We start from the raw sequence: 26,485 nt of genomic DNA, 5'->3' as shown, positions 1-26,485 counted from the left end.
TACATTCACTTTTTTCGAATCTTCTACAAATTTTAGAAAAAACAATCAAAAATATGATTGTTGTGTTTAAAGTATTGAAATTTCCTATATCGTCTTATAAAATAAAGTTAAAAGAGCCCTAAAAGTAACTTGCTGTGCAATATATAAAAGTTACCGAAGGAGCTACTTTATGGAAAAAGCCAATTGGAATCGTAAAAGAGTCTACAGCATTCGTAAGTTTGCCGTAGGAGCTTGCTCTGTCATGATTGGAACCTGTGCGGTTCTATTTGGAGGAAGTGTCATTGGAGAATCATCAGTTTTCGCGGATGAAACTCCGATTACTCACACTGTGGAACAAGCAAAAGAGGAAAGTCCGGAAGTGGAGGAAAAAGAAAATCAAGCTGTAGCAGAGCACAAGGATGCTGCAAGTGTCGACCAAAGTCAAGTAGCTCCAATTGAAGCAAGCAAACCAGAGATGAAAGAAGATGAACCTGTAGCTTCAAAAGAGGAGAAAGCATCTCTAAAATTTGAAGAAACAGCTCCAAAGGTAGAATCTCAAGCTTTAAGTCAAGAAAAGCCTGTCAAGGAAGATTTGAAAGCTGCGACAAATGAAGAAGTGAATCAAATGATTGAAGATAGAAAAGTGAATTTTAATCAAAATTGGCACTTTAAACTCAATGCGAATCCTAAAGAAGCTGTGAAATCAGATGCAGATGTATCAACATGGCAAAAATTGGATCTCCCACACGACTGGAGTATCTTTAACGATTTTGACCATCAGTCACCTGCCCAAAACGAGGGTGGACAGCTCAATGGTGGAGAAGCTTGGTATCGCAAGACCTTTAAACTTGATGAAAAAGATCTCAAGAAAAATGTTCGAGTGACCTTTGATGGTGTCTACATGGACTCTCAAGTCTATGTCAATGGCCAGTTAGTGGGACATTATCCAAATGGTTATAACCAGTTCTCATACGATATTACTAAATACCTCCACAAAGATGGTCGTGAGAATGTGATTGCTGTCCATGCAGTCAATAAACAACCAAGTAGCCGTTGGTACTCTGGTAGCGGTATTTACCGTGATGTGACCTTGCAAGTGACAGATAAGGTTCATGTTGAAAAAAATGGAACAACTTTTTTAACACCAAAACTAGAACAACAGCAACATGGTAAGGTTGAAACTCATGTAGCCAGCAAAATCGTCAATACAGATGATAAAGACCATGAATTGGTGGCAGAGTATCAAATCGTTGAACGTGGTGGTCAGGCTGTAACAGGCTTGGTTCGTACAGCAAGCCGTACCTTGAAAGCACATGAGTCAACAAGTCTTGATGCGATTTTAGAAGTTGAACAACCAAAACTCTGGACAGTTTTAAATGATAAACCTGCCTTGTACGAATTGATTACGCGTGTTTACCGTGACGGTCAATTGGTTGATGCTAAGAAAGATTTGTTTGGTTACCGTTACTATCATTGGACTCCAAATGAAGGTTTCTCTTTGAATGGTGAACGCATTAAATTCCATGGTGTTTCCTTGCACCATGACCACGGAGCTCTTGGAGCAGAAGAAAACTATAAGGCAGAATACCGTCGTCTCAAACAAATGAAGGAGATGGGGGTCAACTCCATCCGTACAACCCACAACCCTGCTAGTGAGCAAACCTTGCAAATCGCTGCAGAACTAGGCTTACTCGTTCAGGAAGAGGCCTTTGATACTTGGTATGGTGGAAAGAAACCTTATGACTATGGTCGTTTCTTTGAAAAAGATGCCACTCACCCAGAAGCAAGAAAAGGTGAAAAATGGTCTGACTACGATCTTCGTACCATGGTCGAAAGAGGCAAAAACAACCCTGCTATCTTCATGTGGTCAATTGGTAATGAAATCGGTGAAGCTAATGGGGATGCCCACTCTCTAGCAACTGTAAAACGTCTGGTCAAAGTTATCAAGGATGTTGATAAAACTCGTTACGTTACCATGGGAGCAGATAAGTTCCGTTTCGGTAATGGTAGTGGTGGACATGAGAAAATTGCTGATGAACTGGATGCGGTTGGATTCAACTATTCTGAAGACAACTACAAAGCGCTTCGTGCAAAACATCCTAACTGGTTGATTTACGGTTCTGAGACATCTTCAGCTACTCGTACACGTGGAAGTTACTATCGCCCTGAACAGGAATTGAAACATAGTAACGGGCCTGAGCGTAATTACGAACAGTCCGATTATGGAAATGATCGTGTTGGTTGGGGTAAAACGGCAACCGCTTCATGGACCTTTGACCGTGACAACGCTGGCTATGCTGGACAGTTTATCTGGACAGGTACGGACTATATCGGTGAGCCTACGCCATGGCACAATCAAAACCAAACTCCCGTTAAGAGCTCTTATTTTGGTATCGTAGATACAGCCAGTATTCCAAAACATGACTTCTACCTCTACCAAAGCCAATGGGTTTCTGTCAAGAAGAAACCGATGGTACACCTTCTTCCTAACTGGAACTGGGAAAACAAAGAATTAGCAGACAAAGTTGCTGACTCAGAAGGCAAGATTCCAGTTCGAGCTTACTCAAACGCTGCAAGCGTAGAATTGTTCTTAAATGGTCAATCTCTTGGAGTTAAGAAGTTCAACAAGAAACAAACTAGTGATGGCCGCACTTACCAAGAAGGTGCCAATGCTAAGGAACTCTATCTTGAGTGGAAGGTTGCTTACCAACCAGGTACTTTGGAAGCTGTAGCTCGCGATGAAGCTGGAAAAGAAATTGCACGTGATAAGATCACGACTGCAGGCCAACCAGCAGGTGTTCGCCTCGTCAAGGAAGAACACGCAATCGCAGCCGATGGAAAAGACTTGACCTACATCTACTACGAAATCATAGACAGTGAAGGAAATGTGGTACCAACTGCCAATAATTTGGTTCGTTTCCAATTGCATGGACAAGGTCAACTGGTTGGTGTTGATAATGGGGAACAAGCCAGTCGTGAACGCTACAAGGCACAACCAGACGGTTCTTGGATACGCAGAGCCTTTAACGGTAAAGGGGTTGCTATTGTTAAATCAACTGAACAAGCAGGTAAATTCACCCTTACTGCCCACTCTGATCTATTGAAATCTGACCAAGTCACTGTCTTCACAGGTAAGAAAGAAGGACAAGAAAAGACTGTTTTAGGTACAGAGGTTCCAAAAGTACAGACAGTTATCGGAGATACTCCAGAAATGCCTACCACTGTTCCGTTTGTATACAGTGATGGCAGTCGTGAAAAACGTCCAGTCACTTGGTCTTCAGTTGATGTGAGCCAAGCAGGAGTTGTGACTGTTAAAGGTATGGCAGACGGACGCGAAGTTGAGGCCCGTGTCGAAATTCTAGCAATCGCAAATGAGCTTCCAACTATTAAGCGTGTTGCTCCAGGAACAGACTTGAGCGCTGTTGACAAATACGTTTCTATCGCAGTAACAGATGGAAGCATTCAAGAATACGAAGTTGATAAGTGGGAGATTGCGGAGGCAGATAAAGCCAAACTTTCAGTCGCAGGATCACGTATACAAATGACTGGTCAATTAGCTGGCGAAACCATTCATGCTACCCTTGTAGTAGAAGAAGGCGAAGCTGCAGCGCCTGCAGTACCAACTGTAACGGTTGGTGGTGAAGCTGTCATAGGACTTACTAGCCAAAAACCAATGCAATATCGAACTCTTGCTTACGGTGCATCCTTGCCAGAAGTTGTAGCAAGTGCTGAAAATGCGGATGTTACTGTAGTCCAAGCAAGTGCAGCAAACGGCATGCGTGCAAGCATCTATGTTCAACCAAAAGATGGTGGCCCTCTTCAAACCTATGCAATTCAATTCCTTGAAGAAGCACCAAAAATTGACCACTTGAGCTTACAAGTAGAGCAAGCTGACGGTCTTAAAGAAGACCAAACGGTGAAATTGTCTGTCCTTGCACACTATCAAGACGGAACACAAGCAGTTCTACCAGCAGATAAAGTGACCTTCTCTACAAGTGGTGAAGGGGAAGTCGCAGTTCGTAAAGGAATGCTTGAGCTGCATAAGCCAGGAACAGTCACTCTCAAAGCAGAATATGAGGGGGCTACAGGTCAAATCGCTCTTACGATCCAGGCCAATACTGAGAAAAAAGTAGCCCAATCTATACGCCCAGTAAATGTAGTGACAGACTTGCATCAAGAACCTACTCTTCCAACAACAGTAACGGTTGAGTATGACAAAGGTTTCCCTAAAACTCATAAAGTCACTTGGCAAGCTATTCCGAAAGAAAAACTTGACTCCTATCAAACCTTTGAAGTTCTAGGTAAAGTTGAAGGTATTGACCTTGAGGCGCGTGCAAAAGTCTCTGTAGAAGGCATCGTTTCAGTTGAAGAAGTTAGTGTGACAACCCCAATCTCAGAAGCACCGCAATTACCAGAAAGTGTTCGTACCTACGATTCAAATGGTCACGTTTCATCAGCTAAGGTTACATGGGATACGATTCGTCCAGACCAATACGCCAAGGAAGGTGTCTTTACAGTTAATGGTCGCCTAGAAGGTACGCAATTAACAACTAAACTTCATGTTCGCGTATCTGCTCAAACTGAGAAGGGAGCAAACATTTCTGACCAATGGACCGGTTCAGAATTGCCACTTGCCTTTGCTTCAGACTCAAATCCAACTGATCCTGTTTCAAACGTCAACGATAAATTGATTTCCTTTAATGACCGCCCAGCTAACCGTTGGACAAACTGGAACCGTACTAATCCAGAAGCTTCAGTTGGTGTCCTATTCGGAGATTCAGGTATTTTGAGCAAACGTTCAGTTGATAATCTAAGTGTCGGATTCCACGAAGACCACGGAGTTGGTGTACCGAAGTCTTATGTGATTGAATATTATGTCGGTAAGACCGTTCCAACAGCCCCTAAAAACCCTAGCTTTGTAGGTGAGGAAAACCATGCCTTTAATGATCCTGCAAACTGGAAAGAGGTAAGCAATCTCAAAGCACCAGCTCAATTAAAAGCTGGAGAAATGAATCATTTCAGCTTTGACAAGGTTGAAACCTATGCGGTTCGCATTCGTATGGTTCGACTTGATAGCAAGAAAGGAACGTCTATCACAGAAGTACAAATTTTTGCGAAACAAGTTGCGGCAGCTAAACAAGGACAAACGAGAATCCAAGTTGACGGTAAAGACTTAGCAAACTTCAACCCTGATTTGACAGACTACTACCTTGAGTCTGTAGATGGAAAAGTTCCTGCAGTAACAGCAAGTGTTAGCAACAATGGTCTCGCTACCGTAGTTCCAAGTGTTCGTGAAGGAGAGCCAGTTCGTGTTATCGCGAAGGCTGAAAATGGCGACATCCTAGGAGAATACCGTCTACACTTTACAAGCAATAAAGACTTTCTCTCTCGTAAACCAGTTGCCGCGGTCAAACAAGCTCGCTTGCTACAAGTGGGGCAACCACTTGAATTGCCAACTAAGGTTCCTGTTTACTTCACAGGTAAAGACGGTTACGAAACAAAAGACTTGGCAGTTGAATGGGATGAAGTTCCAGCAGAAAATCTGACAAAAGCAGGTCAATTTACTGTTCGAGGTCGTGTCCTTGGTAGTGATCTTGTTGCTGAGTTCACTGTACGAGTGACAGACAAACTTGGTGAAGCTCTTTCAAATAATCCAGAGTATGATGAAAATAGTAACCGCGCCTTTGCTTCAGCCACTAACGACATTGATAGAAACTCCCATGACCGTGTGGACTATCTCAATGACGGAAATCATTCAGAAAATCGTCGTTGGACAAACTGGTCTCCAACACCATCTTCTAATCCAGAAGTATCAGCAGGTGTAATCTTCCGTGAAAATGGTAAGATTGTAGAACGGACTGTAGCGCAAGCCAAACTTCACTTCTTTGCAGATAGTGGTACAGATGCCCCATCTAAACTCGTTTTGGAACGCTATATTGGCCCAGATTTTGAAGTGCCTACCTACTATTCAAACTACCAAGCCTACGATGCAGCTCATCCATTTAACAATCCAGAAAATTGGGAAGCTGTGCCTTATCGTGCGGATAAAGACATCGCAGCTGGTGATGAAATCAACGTAACATTTAAAGCTGTCAAAGCCAAAGCCATGAGATGGCGTATGGAGCGTAAAGCAGACAAGAGCGGTGTTGCGATGATTGAAATGACCTTCCTTGCACCGAGTGAATTGCCTCAAGAAAGTACCCAATCAAAAATTCTTTTAGATGGAAAAGAGCTTCCTGACTTCGCTGAAGATCGTCAAGACTACCAAATCACCTATAAAGGTCAACGTCCAAAAGTCTCAGTCGAAGAAAGTAATCAGGTAGCTTCAACAGTTGTAGATAGCGGAGACGATAGCCTTCCAGTACTTGTTCGCCTTGTTTCAGAAAGTGGAAAACAAGTCAAGGAATACCATATCCACTTAACTAAGGAAAAACCAGTTTCTGAGAAGACTGTTGCTGCTGTACAGGAGGAACTTCCAAAACTCGAATTTGTTGAAAAAGATTTGGCCTATAAGACAGTTGAGAAAAAGGATTCAAGACTGTATCTAGGTGAAACTCGTGTAGAACAAGAAGGAAAAGTTGATAAGGAACGGATCTTCACAGCGGTTAACCCTAGTGGAAGTAAGGAAGAAAAACTCCGTGAAGTGGTAGAGACTCCGACAGACCGCATCGTCTTGGTTGGAACTAAACCAGGAACCTCCCTTCCAGAAGATGAAGTGAAGAACCTAGTCCTTAACAGACCAGAACTTGTAATCGAAGAAGAAACAATTGATTTCAAGGTTCAGGAACAAAAGAATGATAAGCTTCCAGCGGGTCAAACTCGTGTTCTCCAAGAAGGTCAAAAAGGTATCCGTGTTCACTTAATCGAAGTTGAAAATGGTAAGCGAACTGAAAAAGAAAGCTATGATAAAGTTATAGCTCAGGATCGCATCGTAGAAGTCGGTACAGCTGGTGAAACGACCAAACCAGTACCTCAAGAAGCAACAAAACCACAAGTATCAGAAAAAGCAGATACAAAAGAAATTGCTTCAAGTAAAGCTAATCAAGCTCAAAAAGAGCAGTTGCCAAATACAGGAAGTGCAGCAAGCCATGTAGCAGTAGCAGCAGGTTTAGCTCTTCTTGGTTTGAGTGCAGGATTAGTGGCCACTAAAGGCAAAAAAGAAGACTAGAATGAATCAGTATTTCTTCTAATTGTATCTCAGAAAGACCAGGGAAACCTGGTCTTTTTAATAGGTAGAAGCATTCTCTCTAGAGCAATTTAACGTTTATGAAATCAGATAACCAAAATGATAAAAACACTATCTGGTATCGAAAACAAGGTGAACTTATTTTTTAAAAAATAGCGGTAAAATATACCAGATTTTGTTTCGATGATAGGAGAAAACGATACAATAAATTGATGGGGAATTCGATAAGAAAATACGAATTTTAAATAGTAAAATAAATTTAAAAAAATGTTTGATGTTTCTAGCCTTTTTTTAAATAGTATGATAAAATGTGAAAGTAATGTAGCTATAAATTTTTACTTGAAAAAGGGAAATGGTGATTAGTTGGGGACAATCATTTAGTTTACTATTACATTGTACATTTACAACTGAATATTATAAGAAAGGAAGATTAAATGAACAAGAAAATAAGATCTTGGATTCAGATCCTTATTCTTTGTTTGGGAGTTATTCTCCAATCATTTGCCCCTCTGACGCAAGTACATGCGACAGAGTATAATGATGTGATCACTAGTGTTGGTGTTGAGAACAAATCTGGTGAAGCATTAACGCAAGGATTGGATATTTGGCAAGATTTTCGTCTTACTGCCAATTTTGAGTTGCCAGATAATACGGTACGTGAAGGTGACACAACAACACTTCAGTTACCATCTGAAATTGCTTTTGCTAATTCATCAGACATTGAACTACGGGATGCCTCTAATAACCTTGTAGCTACAGGTCGTTTAGACGCAACTAGCAAAACGATTACGCTCACTTACACTGATTTCGTAGAGAATAAATCAGGTGTACGTGGTAAATTTTTTGTCTATGTGAGAATTGACCATAGTGTGGTGACTGAAGCCAGAGACATCGATGTTAATATTACTGTAGGAAGTAAAGTGCTACCTGCAGGGAAAGTTCGGTATAATGGCCCTCCAGGAAAATATGACTCGAAAATCGAAAAGAGTTCATTTCAACAGGGAGGAGATCCTAACAATGTAATTCGTTACAATATTACTGTAAACCGAAATATGGCTGATTATAGTAATGTCACTATCAAAGATGACTTCTCATCTCCAAATATGACATTCCTGCAAGATACTTTTCGTATTTATAAAGTAGATTGGAGCTGGAATAACGGAGACTGGAAATGGTCCAATGCTCAGGATATGACCGAAACCTTTAAAAACCAACTAGTAGTAAATGCGAATGGTGATGGTTTTACCCTTCCTTTAGGAGACACTAATGGTTTTGGTTATATGATTGAATATCAAGCTAAAGCAAATTATGATTTAGTTGATGGTGAGGAAATCACAAACGTAGCCAACATGAGCTACAATGGTAGTGAGAATGAACAATCAACCAGCACACGTACCTACCAGATTGCAGGTGGTGTTGCGGAAGGATATGTTTTCACCATTAAAATTCATAAGGTAGACGAAGCAGGCCAACCATTGCAAGGTGCAGTTTTTGAAGTGATTCGTGATCGAAACCAAGCTGTTGTTGGACGATTGACAACAGATTCTGATGGTAACGCTAGTGTAGGTAAATTGTTGCGAGACAACTATACAATTCGGGAAGTAACGGCTCCTTTTGGCTATGACAAACTAACTGAAGATATTAAAATTTCTCCAGATGAGTTTGGCTCAGATAAATCTGTAGAACGTCGAATTGAAAATAAGAAGACACCTCCGAAGACACCAACTGAAAAAGAGATTACTTTCAAAAAGGTGGATCCAAATGGGAAAGAAATCCCAGGTGCCGAACTTAAAATCTACAGCGGAGATCGTGTAAGACCGGAAGCTCCACCTGTAGCAGACTGGACAACAGAAGCTAATACTTCTAAGGTGATTAAATTAGCTCCTGGTACCTACACTCTAACAGAGTCTTATGCTCCAGATGGGTATCAGTATGTTGATGATGTTACCTTCACGGTCAATGCTGATGGTTCTATTACAATTGTCAAAAAAGGTACAACAGATACTGTCGTAACAACTGGTTCTGTTTTGTCAATCACTGACAAAGAGGATACAACTCCAAAGGCGATTACCTTCAGTAAAGTCAATCTTGGAGGAAATGAAATCGCGGGTGCACAGATTAAGATCTACAAGGGCGACAAGGCAGAAGGCACAGCTGTAGAGAGCTGGACTTCCGAAGCTGGTAAGTCTAAAGATCTCAACTTGGCTCCAGGCACTTACACCTTCCATGAGGAAGCAGCCCCAACAGGCTACCTCAAAGTAACGGATATCACTTTCCAAGTCAAACATGACGGAACAGTGGAAGTGACCAATGTTGGTGAGAAAGACTCTAAGGGTGAAGAGAACAAGGTCGTAACCAACGGCTCAACTGTTACAGTAACGGATAAAGATGATGACAGTCCACGTACGATTACCTTTAGTAAGGTTAACCTTGGTGGTACAGAAATCGCAGGTGCTCAAATCAAGATCTACAAGGGCGACAAGGCAGAAGGCACAGCTGTAGAAAGCTGGACTTCCGAAGCTGGTAAGTCTAAAGATCTCAACTTGGCTCCAGGCACTTACACCTTCCATGAGGAAGCAGCCCCAACCGGATACCTCAAAGTAACGGATATCACTTTCAAAGTGAAAACTGACGGCACAGTGGAAGTGACCAACGTTGGTGAGAAAGACTCTAAGGGTGAAAAAAACAAAGTCGTAACCAACGGCTCAACTGTTACAGTAACGGATAAAGACGATGATAGTCCAAAAGCTATTACTTTCAGTAAAGTTAACCTTGGTGGTACAGAAATTGCAGGAGCTCAAATCAAGATCTACAAGGGCGATAAGGCAGAAGGCACAGCCGTAGAAAGCTGGACATCTGAAGCTGGTAAGTCTAAAGATCTCAACTTGGTTCCAGGCACTTACACCTTCCATGAGGAAGCAGCCCCAACCGGATACCTCAAAGTAACGGATATCACTTTCCAAGTCAAAACTGACGGAACAGTGGAAGTGACCAACGTTGGTGAGAAAGACTCTAAGGGTGAAAAAAACAAAGTTGTAACCAACGGCTCAACTGTTACAGTAACGGATAAAGACGATGATAGTCCAAAAGCTATTACTTTCAGTAAAGTTAACCTTGGTGGTACAGAAATCGCAGGTGCTCAAATCAAGATCTACAAGGGCGACAAGGCAGAAGGTACAGCCGTAGAAAGCTGGACATCTGAAGCTGGTAAGTCTAAAGATCTCAACTTGGCTCCAGGCACTTACACCTTCCATGAGGAAGCAGCTCCAACCGGATACCTCAAAGTAACCGACATCACTTTCCAAGTCAAACATGATGGCACAGTGGAAGTGACAAATGTTGGTGAAAAAGACTCTAAAGGTGAAGAAAACAAAGTTGCCACAAACGGTTCAACTGTAACTGTAACTGATAAAGATGATGACCTTCCACGTAAGATTACCTTTAGCAAGGTTAGCCTTGGTGGAACAGAAATCGCAGGCGCTCAAATCAAGATCTACAAGGGCGACAAGGCAGAAGGCACAGCCGTAGAAAGCTGGACTTCAGAAGTTGGTAAGTCTAAAGATCTCAACTTGGCTCCAGGTACTTACACCTTCCATGAGGAAGCAGCCCCAACTGGATACCTCAAAGTAACGGACATCACTTTCCAAGTCAAACATGATGGCACAGTGGAAGTGACAAATGTTGGTGAAAAAGACTCTAAAGGTGAAGAGAACAAGGTCGTAACCAACGGCTCAACTGTTACAGTAACGGATAAAGATGATGACAGTCCACGTACGATTACCTTTAGTAAGGTTAACCTTGGTGGTACAGAAATCGCAGGTGCTCAAATCAAGATCTACAAGGGCGACAAGGCAGAAGGTACAGCCGTAGAAAGCTGGACTTCCGAAGCTGGTAAGTCTAAAGATCTCAACTTGGCTCCAGGCACTTACACCTTCCATGAGGAAGCCGCTCCAACCGGTTACCTCAAAGTAACGGACATCACTTTCCAAGTCAAACATGACGGCACAGTGGAAGTGACCAATGTTGGTGAGAAAGACTCTAAGGGTGAAGAGAACAAGGTCGTAACCAACGGCTCAACTGTTACAGTAACGGATAAAGATGATGACAGTCCACGTACGATTACCTTTAGTAAGGTTAACCTTGGTGGTACAGAAATCGCAGGTGCTCAAATCAAGATCTACAAGGGCGACAAGGCAGAAGGCACAGCTGTAGAAAGCTGGACTTCCGAAGCTGGTAAGTCTAAAGATCTCAACTTGGCTCCAGGCACTTACACCTTCCATGAGGAAGCAGCCCCAACCGGATACCTCAAAGTAACGGATATCACTTTCCAAGTCAAACATGACGGAACAGTGGAAGTGACCAATGTTGGTGAGAAAGACTCTAAGGGTGAAGAGAACAAGGTCGTAACCAACGGCTCAACTGTTACAGTAACGGATAAAGATGATGACAGTCCACGTACGATTACCTTTAGTAAGGTTAACCTTGGTGGTACAGAAATCGCAGGTGCTCAAATCAAGATCTACAAGGGCGACAAGGCAGAAGGCACAGCTGTAGAAAGCTGGACTTCAGAAGCTGGTAAGTCTAAAGAATTGAGCTTGGCCCCAGGTACTTACACCTTCCATGAGGAAGCAGCCCCAACCGGATACCTCAAAGTAACGGATATCACTTTCAAAGTGAAAACTGACGGCACAGTGGAAGTGACCAACGTTGGTGAGAAAGACTCTAAGGGTGAAAAAAACAAAGTCGTAACCAACGGCTCAACTGTTACAGTAACGGATAAAGACGATGATAGTCCAAAAGCTATTACTTTCAGTAAAGTTAACCTTGGTGGTACAGAAATTGCAGGAGCTCAAATCAAGATCTACAAGGGCGATAAGGCAGAAGGCACAGCCGTAGAAAGCTGGACATCTGAAGCTGGTAAGTCTAAAGATCTCAACTTGGCTCCAGGCACTTACACCTTCCATGAGGAAGCAGCTCCAACCGGATACCTCAAAGTAACCGACATCACTTTCCAAGTCAAAACTGACGGCACAGTGGAAGTGACAAACGTTGGTGAGAAAGACTCTAAGGGTGAAGAAAACAAAGTTGTAACCAACGGCTCAACTGTTACAGTAACGGATAAAGACGATGATAGTCCAAAAGCTATTACTTTCAGTAAAGTTAACCTTGGTGGTACAGAAATCGCGGGAGCTAAAATCCAAATTTTCCGCGGTAAGAAGGTTGCAGGAACACTTGTGGCTGAATGGACTTCAAAAGCCAATCAATCACATGTACTTGATTTGACTCCGGGAGTATATACTTTCCATGAAGAGGCCGCTCCAACTGGATACTTAGCAGTAACAGATATTACATTCCAAGTTAACTACGACGGAACTGTAACAGTGGTAAATGCTAGTGGAAATCAGGTTGAGTTTAAGGATGGTAAGTTAGTAGTAACGGACCAAACTGAACCAGAAAATCCTAACCTACCAAACACTGGAAGTGAATCTGGACAAGCTGCATTAGCAGCAGGTTTAGCTCTTCTAGCTTTAGGTGCAGGTCTTGTAGCAACTAAACGAAGAAAAGAAGACTAATCTCATTTAGTAGCAAAAGGTACAGTGCAAATTGAAGTAGGTCAAAAAGAGTCATATCTTGGAGAGGATCATTTGGTCCTCTCTTTTTTGATATGCAAAGTGATAAGAATTCTATTTTTAAAATTTTCAAAATTATAGAAGTTAAAAGAGTTACGCTTGATAACTTTGAGGAAGCTGTTATTAGTCTTTAATTTTTCATTTAGGTAAGTAGGGAAATTTCATTGTATTAATAATCTTGTTACTGTCTTTAAAAACAGTTAAAAAGATAGTATTAACACAAAGAATGATTGGATTGTTTCTCTTAAAAATGAAAAAACAGGAATTTATAGAGATTACAGTGGTGTTTTAAATCTGAACCATAGATTAAAAGATTGTAAAGAATCTTTTTATTGGTCATATGTATGTGAAAAGTTGAACGACGAAATCGATAGCTTTACAATTCTTTGGTTATATAAAAAAATAATAAGTTCTACTAAATTCATAAGATTCTTTCTTATGAATTGTTTTGTTGCTTTTCATCACAGGATTTTATGAAACTTTTTTTAAAAAAGACAGAAACCCTGTTTATCATTGAAATAATAGTCTCGATTTGATATGATGGAAATATGAAAAAAAATAGAGCGAAACGTGTTTCTCACGATAAAACGAGAAGGCTATTGCTTTCCCTTGTTGGAATCTTAGGAATTGCTACGATTCTATTAGGGAGTGCTATTGGTTATAAGCTACTACAAAAACAATCTTACGAACAAAAAATTGAAGCGCTGAAGAGCGAAAAGGACCAGCAATTCAACTCAGGTAGTCAGAAGGACCATTTTCGAAAAGGTCAAGCTGAGGTGATTGCCTACTATCCTCTACAAGGAGAGGAAGTCATTGCGTCTGTTAGAGAAAAAATCAACCAGGATATCAAAGAAAAGCTGGAAGATAAAGAGGACTTGGTCTTTTATTATACCGAGCAGTTGGATCCTGTCTTAAAGGGAGTTGTTGCTCGTAATATCAGCAAGCAAGTCTACGATTTGTCTGCATCAAAGGTTGAAGAAAAAGAAAAGACTTCCTTAGGGAAAATTTTCTTGACTGAAGATGGGAAAGCTTTTGACCTCAGTAAACTCTTCAAAGATGCAAGTAAGGCTAAGGAACTTTTACTGAGTCAAATCAAATCAACTCTAGAAGATAAAAAACTTGACCAGGCAAAAATTGATCAAGTTATAAAGAGCTTCACAGACCAAGAATTGACATCTTGGAGCTTTGATTATAAGGATAGTCAAATCATCCTTTATCCTGCTAATGCTGGAGAGACTGTTGAGGAAATTGCTTTACCAATATCCAGTTTCTTTGATGTCATTGAGTCTTCTTATCTATTAGAAAAGGATGCTGAACTTTACCAAGCATACTTTGCTAAGAAAAATAAAAAGGTTGTAGCCTTGACCTTTGACGATGGTCCAAATCCAACTACAACCACACAGGCTTTGGATACTTTAGCTAAATATGGTGTAAAAGCAACCTTCTTTGTACTTGGTAAAAACATTGCAGGTAATGAAAATCTTCTAAAACGAATGAAATCAGAAGGTCATGTTGTAGGAAACCACAGCTGGAGTCATCCCGTTCTTTCACAACTTTCGCTCGAAGACGCTAAAAAGCAAATCACTGATACAGAAGATTTGTTAACTCAAGTTTTAGGATCAAGCTCTAAACTGATGCGCCCACCTTATGGTGCCATCACTGATGATATTCGAAATGGCCTTGATTTAAGCTTCATCATGTGGGATGTGGATAGTTTGGACTGGAAGAGTAAAAATGAGACAGCCATTTTGACAGAGATTCAACGTCAGGTTCGCAATGGTTCTATCATCCTCATGCATGATATCCATGGTCCTTCAGTTAATTCTCTACCAAGTGTCATTGAGTATCTAAAGGGTGAAGGGTATACATTTGTGACCGTTCCTGAATTGCTCAATTCTCGCTTAAAAGCTCACGAGATCTATTACGATCGTGATCAATAATTGTTAAAATCTAAAGGAGCAAGTGTTCTGATAATCAGGATTTTGTTTCTTTAGATTTTCTTCACATAGAAAGGAAAAACGATGAAATCTTACACCCTTAATAATGGAGTTTCAATTCCTGTACTAGGATTTGGAACATGGAAAGCTGAAAATGGAGAGGTAGCCTACCAAGCCGTTTTAGAAGCCTTAAAGGATGGTTATCGACATATCGATACTGCAGCTATCTATAAAAATGAGGAAAGTGTTGGTCGTGCTATTCGAGATAGCGGTATTCCAAGACAAGAAATTTTTGTAACGACCAAACTCTGGAATACTAATCACAGCTATGATGAAGCTTGCCAAGCATTTGAAGAATCAATGGAAAAACTGGGATTGGATTATCTAGATTTGTACCTTATCCATTGGCCAAATCCAAAACCTTTAAGAGAAAATGACGAATGGAAAACTCGCAATGCTGAAGTCTGGAGAGCTATGGAGGACCTTTACCAAGAAGGAAAAATCCGTGCTATCGGCGTTAGTAATTTCCTTCCTCATCATTTGGAAGCCTTGCTTGAGACAGCAAGAATCATCCCGGCAGTCAATCAGATACGCTTGGCACCAGGAGTTTATCAAGAGGAAGTGGTTGACTACTGTAAAGAGAAAGGAATTCTCTTAGAGGCTTGGGGACCATTTGGGCAAGGAGAGTTGTTTGATAAGAAAGAAGTCCAAGAAATTGCTGCTAAGCATGGGAAATCAGTGGCTCAAATCGCCTTGGCTTGGAGTTTGGCAGAAGAGTTTTTACCGTTACCTAAGTCAGTAACAGCCTCTCGCATCCAAAGCAATCTTGACTGTTTTGGGATTGAACTCAGCAAAGAAGAGCGAGAGGTCCTAAAGACTATCTCAGTGACTTCTGGTGCACCTCGTGTGGATGAGATGGATTTTTAGAAAGTAAGAAAAAGAATTGTAAATTTTCTCTCTTTCTGATATAATAATCAACAAGAAAGAAAGTCTTATGGCGTTCTTTAAGCGAGCTTGGGATAGTGGGAGCCAAGTAGGACAAAATAAGAAACTGGCGCTTTCTGTCGTATTTTTAAAAACAATGAAGTAATAAATTAGGGTGGAACCGCGTTTCTGACGCCCCTAGGTTAAATCAACCTAGGATTGTCGGATGCGGTTCTTTTGTTTATTCAGCCTATGTGTGTAAAAGAAAGGAGAGTCGTGGATAATCTTTATCTTGTAAAAGATGATAGCCAACTAGTTGCATTTCGTAATTTTGTATTAAGAAATACTGAAAAGTTGGAGGCTTATCAATCTTTTTTAAAGAATGAACTTGCAGTCTACGATTTACCGCAAGCCATCATTTGGTCAGATTTTAATGCTGCTACACAGATTATTAGGGAAATTCCTGTTCCTGCCTATACAAATAATAGACGAATGGTTATGATGCCTGATTTAACTGTTTGGAAAGAGCTGTATTTGTATCAGTTGATGGACTACGAGTGTTCTCAGCAAACTCAAGCAATAGAAAGTCACTATCATTCTTTATCTGAAAATTTCCTCTTACAGATTGTAGGACATGAGTTAGCTCATTGGTCGGAGCATTTTTCAGATGATTTTGATGGTTACGACTCTTACATCTGGTTTGAAGAAGGGATGGTTGAATATATTAGTCGCAAGTATTTCTTGACAGAAGAGGAATTTCAAGCGGAAAAAATTTGTAATCAATCTCTCGTAGAACTTTATCAGAAGAAGTATGGTTGGCATTCATTGAATGATTTTGGTTCCTCTACTTATGATAAGAACTATGCAAGTATTTTTTACGAATACTGGCGTAGTTTTTTGACAGTAGATAAGTTGGTAGAAAATCTAGGTAGTGTACAAGCGGTCTTCGATTCTTATCATCTATGGGCAAACACAGATAAAACTCTTCCCTTGTTAAATTGGTTTGTTCAGCAGAAATTAATTGAAAAAGAAATATAAAAACTAAAGGAGTAAACAATGTCTAAGAAATTAACATTTCAAGAAATTATTTTGACTTTGCAACAATTTTGGAATGACCAAGGTTGTATGCTGATGCAGGCTTATGATAATGAAAAAGGTGCAGGTACAATGAGTCCTTACACTTTCCTTCGTGCTATTGGGCCTGAGCCATGGAATGCGGCTTATGTAGAGCCATCACGTCGTCCTGCTGACGGTCGTTACGGGGAAAACCCTAACCGTCTCTACCAACACCACCAATTTCAGGTGGTTATGAAGCCTTCTCCATCAAATATCCAGGAACTTTACCTTGAGTCTTTGGAAAAATTGGGTATCAATCCTTTGGAACACGATATCCGCTTCGTTGAAGATAACTGGGAAAATCCATCGACTGGTTCAGCTGGTCTCGGTTGGGAAGTTTGGCTTGATGGAATGGAAATCACTCAGTTCACTTATTTCCAACAAGTTGGTGGATTGGCAACTGGCCCTGTGACTGCGGAAGTTACCTATGGTTTGGAACGTTTGGCTTCTTACATCCAAGAAGTAGACTCTGTCTATGATATCGAGTGGGCTGATGGTGTAAAATACGGAGAAATCTTTATCCAGCCTGAGTATGAGCACTCAAAATATTCATTTGAAATTTCGGACCAAGAAATGTTGCTGGAAAACTTTGATAAGTTTGAAAAGGAAGCTGGTCGTGCATTAGAAGAAGGCTTGGTTCACCCTGCTTATGACTATGTTCTCAAATGTTCACACACCTTTAATCTGCTTGATGCGCGTGGTGCCGTTTCCGTAACGGAGCGTGCAGGCTATATCGCTCGTATCCGCAACTTGGCCCGTGTCGTAGCCAAAACCTTTGTTGCAGAACGCAAACGCCTAGGCTACCCACTTTTGGATGAAGCAACACGAGCTAAACTTCTAGCAGAAGACGCAGAATAAAGAGAGTGACGGTTTACGAAAATGGGCGAACAGAGTGAGCCTTGATCCAGTTGCCGCAGTGATGAAGGTATCCTTAGTGAAGCTAAGGATACTAGGCAAAATTGGAGACTTTCGGCTCCAATTTTAGAAATGAAACAACGAAGTTGGTTGCTTGCGTGCCAATCACATAAGGCAAACTGGAAAATAAAAAGATACTTTTCGGAGAAAAAACATGACAAAAAACTTATTAGTAGAACTCGGTCTTGAAGAGTTACCAGCCTACGTAGTAACTCCAAGTGAAAAACAACTAGGTGAAAAAATGGCAGCCTTCCTCAAGGAAAATCGCCTGTCTTTTGAAGCCATTCAAACCTTCTCAACACCACGTCGGTTGGCTGTTCGTATGACTGGACTTGCAGACAAACAGTCTGATTTGACAGAAGATTTCAAGGGACCAGCAAAGAAAATTGCCTTGGATAGTGATGGAAACTTCACCAAAGCAGCTCAAGGATTTGTCCGTGGGAAAGGCTTGACAGTTGAAGATATTGAATTCCGTGAAATCAAGGGTGAAGAATATGTCTATGTTACCAAGGAAGAAGTGGGGCAACCAGTTGAAGCCATTGTTCCAGGTGTAGTAGACGTCTTGAAGTCACTAACTTTCCCTGTCAGCATGCACTGGGCTAACAACACTTTTGAATATATCCGCCCTGTACACACTTTGACAGTTCTCTTGGACGAGCAAGAGTTTGATTTGGATTTCCTTGATATCAAGGGCGGTCGTGTGAGTCGTGGCCATCGTTTCTTGGGACAAGAAACCAATATTCAGTCAGCATTGAGCTATGAAGAAGACCTTCGTGAACAGTTTGTAATCGCGGATCCACGTGAACGTGAGCAAATGATTGTTGACCAAATCAAAGCAATCGAAGCTGAACAAGGCGTACGTATCGAAATTGATGCTGACTTGCTTAATGAAGTCTTGAACTTGGTTGAATACCCAACTGCCTTTATGGGAAGTTTTGATGCCAAATACCTTGAAGTTCCAGAAGAAGTCTTGGTGACTTCGATGAAGGAACACCAACGCTACTTTGTTGTTCGTGATCAAGAAGGTAAACTCTTGCCAAACTTCATTTCTGTTCGTAACGGAAACGCAGAGCATTTGGAAAATGTCATCAAGGGAAATGAAAAAGTTTTGGTAGCTCGCTTGGAAGACGGAGAATTCTTCTGGCGTGAAGACCAAAAATTGGTTATTTCTGACCTAGTCGAAAAATTAAACAATGTCACCTTCCACGAAAAGATTGGTTCTCTTCGTGAACACATGATTCGTACAGGGCAGATTGCCATTCTCTTGGCAGAAAAGGCTGGTTTGTCAGTGGATGAAACGGTTGATCTAGCTCGTGCAGCAGCCATTTACAAGTTTGACTTGTTGACGGGTATGGTTGGTGAATTTGACGAACTCCAAGGAATTATGGGAGAGAAATATGCTCTTCTTGCTGGAGAAACTCCAGCAGTTGCGGCTGCTATTCGTGAACACTACATGCCTACATCAGCCGAAGGAGAACTTCCAGAGAGTAAGGTAGGAGCCATTCTAGCCATTGCAGACAAATTGGATACGATTTTGAGTTTCTTCTCAGTAGGCTTGATTCCTTCAGGTTCTAATGACCCTTATGCCCTTCGTCGTGCGACGCAAGGTGTAGTTCGTATCTTGGATACTTTTGGTTGGCACATTGCTATGGATGAGCTGATCGATAGCCTTTATGCTTTGAAATTTGACAGCTTGACTTATGAAAATAAAGCAGAGGTTATGGACTTTATTAAGGCTCGTGTTGATAAGATGATGGGTTCTACTCCAAAAGATATCAAGGAAGCAGTTCTTGCAAGTTCAAACTTTGTTGTGGCAGATATGCTGGAAGTAGCAAGTGCTCTTGTCGAAGCAAGCAAGAAAGAAGACTTCAAACCATCTGTCGAATCCCTCTCTCGTGCTTTCAACTTGGCTGAAAAAGCCGAAGGAACTGATACTGTTGATCCTGCTCTCTTTGAGAATGAAGAAGAGAAAGCCTTGGCAGAAGCCGTAGAATCACTCGTTTTGTCAGGGTCTGCAAGTCAGCAATTAGAACAACTCTTTACGCTTAGCCCAGTTATTGATGCTTTCTTTGAAAATACCATGGTAATGGCTGAAGATCAGACTGTCCGACAAAATCGCTTGGCTATCTTGTCGCAATTAACCAAGAAAGCAGCTAAACTTGCACGTTTCAACCAAATTAATACTAAATAAACTCAGTCAAACGGACTGTATCTTATCACAAAGGAGAAGAAATGGATCCGAAAAAAATCGCTCGTATCAACGAGCTTGCCAAAAAGAAAAAAACAGAAGGCTTAACTTCTGCTGAAAAAGTGGAACAAGCTAAACTTCGTGAGGAGTACATCGAAGGCTATCGTCGATCTGTTCGTCACCACATTGAAGGAATCAAAATTGTGGACGAGGAAGGAAATGACGTCACACCAGAAAAACTACGCCAAGTACAACGTGAAAAAGGTTTACACGGCCGTAGTTTAGATGATCCTAACTCATAAAATGAAAGGGGCTTGTAGATGATTTACAAGCCCCTTTTCTGTTGTAATAAAAAAAGGAGCCATTTGGCTCCTTTTTGGTTTCTTAGTTACTTGCGCCAGATGTAGCGTCAGCGTCACCACCGTGGCCTCCAGCATCACCTGAATCAGAAGCGCCAGAAGTAGCATCGGCGTCTCCATGACCTCCAGCTGCAGGAGCAAATGGTCCGCTACCACCCACCAAACGTTGACCAGTCTCTTTTAGGTACCAGTCAAGCCATGGTTGGAAGTTAAAGACGATTTCATTGATACCAGCGTATGATCCATCAGGATAGTACATTGCTTGGTAGTTGTGGGTGTTGATGACACCTGCAGGAGAACCTGGAACGATCGTACGGACGTATTCTTGGTTTCCGTTGCGAAGTGTTCCGATAACCCACTCTACGTTCTTCATACGTGCTGGTGGGAGGGATCCATGAACAGTCGACATACGGCTACCTGATTGAGGTGGTACACGTTTAGCAAACATGGTGTCTGGATCTTGGTGAGCGTTGTTGTAGTAGAGGAATTGGTTGTTGTCGTCAGCGTATGTCAATTCAAATGGCATAGCTTTCAAGAACATGTCGATTTGGTTAACTGTAAGGATACCGTGGTCCAATTTGACATAGGTATCACCAGAAACAGCACCAGTGATTGCTGCAACTTTTTCTACCCATTCTGGATCATCAGGGTCAACTTCTGTAATGGTTGTAGCAATTGGTCTTCCACAATCCAAGTCTTCTGGTTCGATCGGTTTTGGTTTTTTCAATTTCGAAACGACTCCTACGTATTTAACAAAGTTATCTAAGCATGTTTCAAGGAATTTAACAGTTCCTTCGTTGGTGATGTTTCCATTGTTATCAAAAGCTTCTTTGGCTTTACCAAGAAGGAATTCGTTACCTGGAAGCGTGTAGGCGTTAACTCCTGGAGCATCAAGAATCTTACGAAGGTGAACTTGGGCACGTGATGTTCCTTGGTCATAGTATGATGCACCCACAATCATAACAGGCTTGTTTTCAAATGGATGAACTTCGTATGAAAGCCATTCAAGTACAGATTTGAGTGAAGCTGAGATAGTGTGGTTGTGCTCAGGAGTTGCGATAATGACACCATCAGCACGTGTAATCTTGTTGTACAAGAATCGCAATTGGAAACTTTCGTCCCATTTTTCGTCTTGGTTAAACATTGGAACTTCGTCGATTTCAAGAACTTCTAATTCAAATTTAAATTTGAAATTGCGACGGATAAATTCCAAGAGTTTGCGGTTATATGATTGATCGTAGTTTGATCCAACAAGTCCAACAAATTTCATTCTTTCGGTCTCCTATCTTACAAATTTTCCCAGTCAAATTCTTCTGCATCTTTGCGAAGCAATTCTTGCGCATTGCGCAATTTCTCAGTAATTTTCACAAAGATACGGAAGTCATCAAAGATGGCATCCAATTTCTTGATGACATCAAGGTCAACCAAGTCACCACTTGGGTTAAATGCTTGAAGAGAGTGTGAGAGCAAGAATTCATCTGGAAGAACATTTGCCTTGATTTCAGGAGCATTCAAGATTTGACGAAGTTGCAATTGGGCACGAGATGAACCAAGTGTACCGTAAGAAGCACCAGTGATCATGATTGGTTTATTCAAAAGTGGGTAGATACCGTAAGATAGCCAAGCAAGAGCGCTCATCAAAACTGCAGGGATAGAGTGGTCGTACTCAGGAGTACCGATAATGACACCATCAGCTTCTTCAATTTTAGCTGCAATTTCAAGAATTTCAGCGGGAAGAAGTTTATCTGCAGGTTTGTTGAAAACAGGGATATCCTTGATTTCAACAAGTTCAATTTCAGCTTTATCAGCAAAGTGTTTTTGCATGTATTGGAGCAATTGGCGGTTTGTAGAACGTTTAGAGTTCGTTCCAACAATGGCAATAAGTTTTAGCATGAGATTTCCTTTCTCTTTTTACATAATACAATTTTGAAGGCCTGAAGAACATGCAAGGCGTCCTTCTTTGTCGATGAGGATGGCTTCAATACCATCTATACTTTCGACTTGCCAGAGGATAGAAGCGCTTCGCTCTCCGAAAAGGCGTGTAGTCCAAATCTCACCATCAACGGATTTATCAGAGACAATCGTTAGGCTAGCAAGATCAGTTTCGACAGGAAATCCTGTCTCACTATCAAAGATATGGTGATAGTCTTTTCCATCTACTGTCAGGTGGCGTTCGTAGATACCTGAAGTGACAACGGATTTGTTAGAAGCAGGGATAGTTAGGAGATGATTGCCACGAGGATTTCGCGGATCTTGAATCCCAATCTGCCAGGCTTTCCCTTCTTTGGCTTGGTTATTCCCGATGGTGAGGATATTTCCTCCGAGATTGATCAAGGCAGAGGTGACACCGTGTTCTTTCAAATACTGGGCAACCTTATCTGCACTATAGCCCTTGGCTAAACAACCTAAATCAAGCTTCATTCCCTTTTTCTCTAAAAATACAGTAGAGCCAGAGGGATCTAATTTGATAAAATGGGGGTCAACTAGAGGCAAGACAGCTTCGATTTCGTTTAGCTCTGGGAGTCGGGCATCTGAAAAGCCGATTCGCCAGGTTTGAATCAAGGGGCCAATACTGATATTGAGATGGCTAGATGGAGCTAGACTATGTTCTAACCCAAGAGCAATCAGTTCAAATAAGTCAGGATGGACCTTGACAGGTGCAATTCCAGCCTGGTAGTTGATTTCCATCAGTTCGGATTTTTGACTGTTGGCGTTAAAGCGGTATTCGAGTTCCTTGAGCAAATCAAAGGCTCCTTGAAGTAGGCAATCAGCCTGTTCATCTACTAATGAAATCGTGATAGTTGTTCCCATTAGCCGTTCAGAACGTGAATGAAGAGGCAAGCTACCAGCTCCTTTCTCTTTATAGGAAATCATTCGATATAAGGTTGTTAAAGAAAAATTAAACCCCTTACATTTTCTTTCCATGTATCTAGCATATCATAAAGTCAGCGTTTTCACAAATGAATTTTGACAAAAAGTCAAGAAATATGCTCAAAACTAATATGAAAGCAATAGAAAAATTGGATTTATCAATGTTAAGTGTATTTTTTTCTGAAAAAAAGAGAATTCTGAGCAAATGCCTTGTAAACGCTAACAGTAAATGGTATACTAGAAAGGTAAATCAAAAATTAAAGGTAGGAATTTTTCTATGAGTAAAATCGTTGTAGTTGGTGCTAACCACGCTGGTACAGCTTGTATTAATACGATGTTGGACAACTTCGGACATGAGAACGAAATCGTAGTATTTGACCAAAACTCAAATATTTCATTCCTTGGTTGTGGAATGGCGCTTTGGATCGGGGAACAAATTGATGGCCCAGAAGGTCTCTTCTACTCTGATAAAGAAAAATTGGAAGCAAAAGGTGCTAAAGTTTACATGAACTCACCAGTTCTTTCAATTGACTACGATAACAAAGTTGTGACTGCAGAAGTTGAAGGAAAAGAGCACAAAGAGTCTTATGATAAATTGATCTTTGCAACTGGTTCAACTCCAATCTTGCCTCCAATCGAAGGTGTTGAAATCGTTAAGGGTAACCGCGAATTCAAAGCAACTCTTGAAAATGTACAATTTGTTAAATTGTACCAAAACGCTGAAGAAGTTATTGAAAAACTTGAAGACAAGAGCAAACACCTTGAGCGTATTGCCGTTGTTGGTGGTGGTTACATTGGTGTAGAACTTGCCGAAGCTTTCGAGCGTCTTGGAAAAGAAGTTGTGCTTGTAGATATCGTAGACACTGTCTTGAACGGCTACTATGATAAAGACTTCACTCAAATGATGGCGAAGAACTTGGAAGACCACAACATCCGCTTGGCTCTTGGTCAAACAGTTAAAGCCATCCAAGGTGATGGAAAAGTTGAACGCTTGGTAACAGACAAAGAAACATTTGATGTAGATATGGTAGTTCTTGCTGTTGGTTTCCGTCCAAACACAGCTCTTGCTGACGGTAAGATTGAACTCTTCCGTAACGGTGCCTTTCTTGTAGATAAGAAACAAGAAACATCTATCCCAGGTGTATACGCTGTTGGTGACTGTGCAACTGTTTATGACAATGCACGTAAAGATACAAGCTACATCGCTCTTGCTTCAAACGCTGTACGTACTGGTATCGTTGGTGCTTATAACGCTTGTGGACATGAATTGGAAGGAATTGGAGTTCAAGGATCAAACGGTATTTCAATCTACGGTCTTCACATGGTTTCAACTGGTTTGACTCTTGAAAAAGCCAAAGCTGCAGGCTATAATGCAACTGAAACTGGATTTAACGATCTTCAAAAACCAGAATTTATCAAACATGACAACCACGAAGTTGCCATCAAGATTGTCTTTGACAAAGACAGTCGCGAAATCCTTGGTGCACAAATGGTTTCACATGATGCTGCTATCAGTATGGGAATCCACATGTTCTCACTTGCTATCCAAGAGCATGTAATAATCGATAAATTGGCCTTGACAGACCTATTCTTCTTGCCACACTTTAACAAACCATACAACTACATCACAATGGCTGCACTTACAGCTGAAAAATAAAATTTGATGAGCTATCTGGCCTTAGGTTAAGGTCAGATAGTTTTTTAGTTATACTCTTCGAAAATCAAATTCAAACCACGTCAGCTTCGCCTTACCGTACTCAAGTACAGCCTGCGGCTAGCTTCCTAGTTTGCTCTTTGATTTTCATTGAGTATCAATCTGTACCCATACAATTATCCTTTTTTTATCTTGTACTTCATTCTAATCTGGCTTAAAATGAAATGGTAGCTACCAATACAAATGATGAGGATTAAGAAATGACTGAAAATCGTTATGAACTAAATAAAAACTTGGCACAGATGCTCAAAGGTGGGGTTATCATGGACGTTCAGAACCCTGAACAGGCTCGTATCGCAGAGGCTGCTGGTGCGGCAGCTGTTATGGCCTTGGAGCGAATTCCAGCTGATATTCGTGCAGCTGGTGGGGTTTCCCGTATGAGTGATCCAAAGATGATTAAGGAAATCCAAGAAGCGGTGAGCATTCCAGTGATGGCCAAGGTTAGAATCGGGCATTTTGTTGAAGCTCAGATTTTAGAGGCTATTGAGATTGACTATATCGATGAGAGTGAAGTGCTGTCTCCAGCAGACGATCGTTTCCATGTGGACAAGAAAGAATTCCAAGTTCCTTTTGTCTGTGGAGCTAAGGATTTGGGTGAAGCCTTGCGTCGTATCGCTGAAGGAGCTTCTATGATTCGTACCAAAGGAGAACCGGGTACAGGTGACATCGTTCAAGCCGTTCGCCATATGCGCATGATGAATCAGGAAATTCGTCGCATTCAAAATCTACGCGAAGATGAACTTTATGTAGCTGCTAAGGACTTGCAAGTCCCTATAGAATTGGTCCAATACGTCCATGAATATGGAAAATTACCAGTTGTCAACTTCGCAGCCGGAGGTGTGGCAACACCAGCAGATGCTGCGTTAATGATGCAATTGGGGGCAGAGGGCGTCTTTGTCGGTTCAGGTATTTTCAAGTCAGGCGATCCTGTTAAACGAGCAAGTGCTATTGTCAAAGCCGTAACCAACTACCAAAATCCTCAAATTCTGGCTCAAATCTCTGAAGACCTAGGGGAAGCCATGGTTGGTATCAATGAGAATGAAATCCAAATTCTCATGGCTGAGCGAGGAAAATAGATGAAAATCGGAATATTAGCCTTACAAGGCGCCTTTGCAGAGCATGCAAAAGTGTTAGATAAATTAGGAGTCACTGGTGTCGAAATCAGAAATTTAGATGATTTTCAGAAACATCAGAGTGACTTGTCCGGTTTGATTTTGCCTGGTGGTGAGTCTACAACCATGGGCAAGCTCTTGCGTGACCAGCAGATGTTGATTCCCATTCGAGAAGCCATTCTTTCTGGACTACCAGTCTTTGGAACTTGTGCGGGCTTGATTTTGCTGGCTAAGGAAATCACTTCTCAGGAAGAAAGTCATCTAGCGACTATGGACATAGTAGTAGAGCGCAATGCCTATGGGCGCCAACTAGGAAGCTTCTATACAGAGGCAGAATGTAAGGGAGTCGGCAAGATTCCCATGACCTTTATCCGTGGACCGATTATCAGCAGTGTTGGAGAGGGTGTAGAAGTTTTAGCATCAGTTGATGATCAAATCGTTGCAGCGCAAGAAAAAAATATGCTGGTAACCTCTTTTCATCCAGAATTGACAGATGATGTTGGCTTGCACCAGTATTTTATCAATATGTGTAAAGAAAAAAGTTGAGAAAAGAT

At 41.3% G+C, this 26,485-nt stretch carries 14 protein-coding genes; 11 read left to right on the top strand and 3 right to left on the bottom strand.

Going from position 1 to position 26,485, the window contains the following annotated elements:
* Nucleotides 1-169 precede the first annotated feature (169 nt).
* The 8 genes from bgaA (at nt 170) to ACT17O_RS07225 (ending at nt 20,177) form a co-directional block, all read left to right on the top strand.
* Entirely contained in the window at nt 170-7,147 is a 6,978-nt protein-coding gene (bgaA, locus tag ACT17O_RS07260; protein WP_444817336.1) for an LPXTG-anchored adhesin/beta-galactosidase BgaA, read from the top strand.
* A 452-nt stretch (nt 7,148-7,599) separates the two neighbouring features.
* Complete coding sequence (locus tag ACT17O_RS07255; protein WP_444817335.1) at nt 7,600-12,738, top strand: SpaA isopeptide-forming pilin-related protein; 5,139 nt, start codon at nt 7,600-7,602, stop codon at nt 12,736-12,738.
* Nucleotides 12,739-13,343: 605 nt separating this feature from the next.
* The gene (pgdA, locus tag ACT17O_RS07250) at nt 13,344-14,735 is read left to right on the top strand and encodes a peptidoglycan-N-acetylglucosamine deacetylase PgdA (protein WP_444817334.1); all 1,392 of its coding nucleotides are present in this window, start codon (nt 13,344-13,346) and stop codon (nt 14,733-14,735) included.
* Between the two features lie 81 nt (nt 14,736-14,816).
* A complete protein-coding gene (locus ACT17O_RS07245; protein ID WP_444817333.1) occupies nt 14,817-15,659 on the top strand; it encodes an aldo/keto reductase in 843 nt (280 codons plus the stop codon).
* 273 nt (nt 15,660-15,932) lie between these two features.
* On the top strand, nt 15,933-16,694 hold the full coding sequence (locus tag ACT17O_RS07240) for an elongation factor Tu (RefSeq protein WP_033629994.1): 762 nt from the start codon (nt 15,933-15,935) through the stop codon (nt 16,692-16,694).
* Nucleotides 16,695-16,712: 18 nt separating this feature from the next.
* The gene (gene glyQ / locus ACT17O_RS07235; RefSeq protein ID WP_000038733.1) at nt 16,713-17,630 is read left to right on the top strand and encodes a glycine--tRNA ligase subunit alpha; all 918 of its coding nucleotides are present in this window, start codon (nt 16,713-16,715) and stop codon (nt 17,628-17,630) included.
* Nucleotides 17,631-17,841: 211 nt separating this feature from the next.
* Nucleotides 17,842-19,878 carry a glycine--tRNA ligase subunit beta gene (gene glyS, locus ACT17O_RS07230; RefSeq protein ID WP_033629993.1) on the top strand — a complete coding sequence of 679 codons (2,037 nt, stop codon included), beginning with the start codon at nt 17,842-17,844 and terminating at the stop codon, nt 19,876-19,878.
* Nucleotides 19,879-19,919: 41 nt separating this feature from the next.
* Nucleotides 19,920-20,177 (top strand): DUF896 family protein, encoded by a 258-nt coding sequence (locus tag ACT17O_RS07225; protein ID WP_000371291.1) that lies wholly within the window; start codon nt 19,920-19,922, stop codon nt 20,175-20,177.
* Nucleotides 20,178-20,259: 82 nt separating this feature from the next.
* Here ACT17O_RS07225 and ACT17O_RS07220 read toward each other — a convergent pair whose 3' ends face one another.
* The 3 genes from ACT17O_RS07220 to ACT17O_RS07210 are packed head-to-tail and all read right to left on the bottom strand — an operon-like array spanning nt 20,260 to nt 23,075.
* Nucleotides 20,260-21,504: an NAD(P)H-dependent oxidoreductase gene (locus tag ACT17O_RS07220; RefSeq protein ID WP_084946274.1), complete on the bottom strand. Its 1,245-nt coding sequence runs from the start codon at nt 21,502-21,504 to the stop codon at nt 20,260-20,262.
* 17 nt (nt 21,505-21,521) lie between these two features.
* Nucleotides 21,522-22,127, bottom strand: coding sequence for an NADPH-dependent FMN reductase (locus ACT17O_RS07215; RefSeq protein ID WP_000915930.1), 606 nt, complete (start codon nt 22,125-22,127; stop codon nt 21,522-21,524).
* An 18-nt stretch (nt 22,128-22,145) separates the two neighbouring features.
* Nucleotides 22,146-23,075, bottom strand: a complete 930-nt coding sequence (locus ACT17O_RS07210) for an FAD:protein FMN transferase (protein WP_444817332.1) — start codon at nt 23,073-23,075, stop codon at nt 22,146-22,148.
* Between the two features lie 307 nt (nt 23,076-23,382).
* Here ACT17O_RS07210 and nox point away from each other — a divergent pair, with 307 nt between their 5' ends.
* From nox to pdxT, 3 genes are all read left to right on the top strand, one after another.
* Complete coding sequence (gene nox, locus ACT17O_RS07205) at nt 23,383-24,762, top strand: H2O-forming NADH oxidase (protein ID WP_444817331.1); 1,380 nt, start codon at nt 23,383-23,385, stop codon at nt 24,760-24,762.
* 257 nt (nt 24,763-25,019) lie between these two features.
* Entirely contained in the window at nt 25,020-25,895 is an 876-nt protein-coding gene (pdxS, locus tag ACT17O_RS07200; RefSeq protein ID WP_444817330.1) for a pyridoxal 5'-phosphate synthase lyase subunit PdxS, read from the top strand.
* On the top strand, nt 25,896-26,477 hold the full coding sequence (gene pdxT, locus ACT17O_RS07195; RefSeq protein WP_444817329.1) for a pyridoxal 5'-phosphate synthase glutaminase subunit PdxT: 582 nt from the start codon (nt 25,896-25,898) through the stop codon (nt 26,475-26,477).
* Nucleotides 26,478-26,485 lie beyond the last annotated feature (8 nt).

Origin of the sequence: Streptococcus sp. HJ1, assembly GCF_052399005.1 — a bacterium.
In the GTDB taxonomy this organism is placed as follows: Bacteria; Bacillota; Bacilli; order Lactobacillales; family Streptococcaceae; genus Streptococcus.
This window is presented reverse-complemented; position numbering and strand designations above follow the sequence as displayed.

Excerpts from the sequence above, each read along its gene's own strand:
- bgaA (WP_444817336.1), top strand. The coding sequence starts at position 170 with ATGGAAAAAGCCAATTGGAATCGTAAAAGAGTCTACAGCATTCGTAAG.
- ACT17O_RS07255 (WP_444817335.1), top strand. The coding sequence starts at position 7,600 with ATGAACAAGAAAATAAGATCTTGGATTCAGATCCTTATTCTTTGTTTG.
- pgdA (WP_444817334.1), top strand. The coding sequence starts at position 13,344 with ATGAAAAAAAATAGAGCGAAACGTGTTTCTCACGATAAAACGAGAAGG.
- ACT17O_RS07245 (WP_444817333.1), top strand. The coding sequence starts at position 14,817 with ATGAAATCTTACACCCTTAATAATGGAGTTTCAATTCCTGTACTAGGA.
- glyQ (WP_000038733.1), top strand. The coding sequence starts at position 16,713 with ATGTCTAAGAAATTAACATTTCAAGAAATTATTTTGACTTTGCAACAA.
- glyS (WP_033629993.1), top strand. The coding sequence starts at position 17,842 with ATGACAAAAAACTTATTAGTAGAACTCGGTCTTGAAGAGTTACCAGCC.
- ACT17O_RS07225 (WP_000371291.1), top strand. The coding sequence starts at position 19,920 with ATGGATCCGAAAAAAATCGCTCGTATCAACGAGCTTGCCAAAAAGAAA.
- ACT17O_RS07220 (WP_084946274.1), bottom strand. The coding sequence starts at position 21,504 with ATGAAATTTGTTGGACTTGTTGGATCAAACTACGATCAATCATATAAC.
- ACT17O_RS07215 (WP_000915930.1), bottom strand. The coding sequence starts at position 22,127 with ATGCTAAAACTTATTGCCATTGTTGGAACGAACTCTAAACGTTCTACA.
- nox (WP_444817331.1), top strand. The coding sequence starts at position 23,383 with ATGAGTAAAATCGTTGTAGTTGGTGCTAACCACGCTGGTACAGCTTGT.
- pdxS (WP_444817330.1), top strand. The coding sequence starts at position 25,020 with ATGACTGAAAATCGTTATGAACTAAATAAAAACTTGGCACAGATGCTC.
- pdxT (WP_444817329.1), top strand. The coding sequence starts at position 25,896 with ATGAAAATCGGAATATTAGCCTTACAAGGCGCCTTTGCAGAGCATGCA.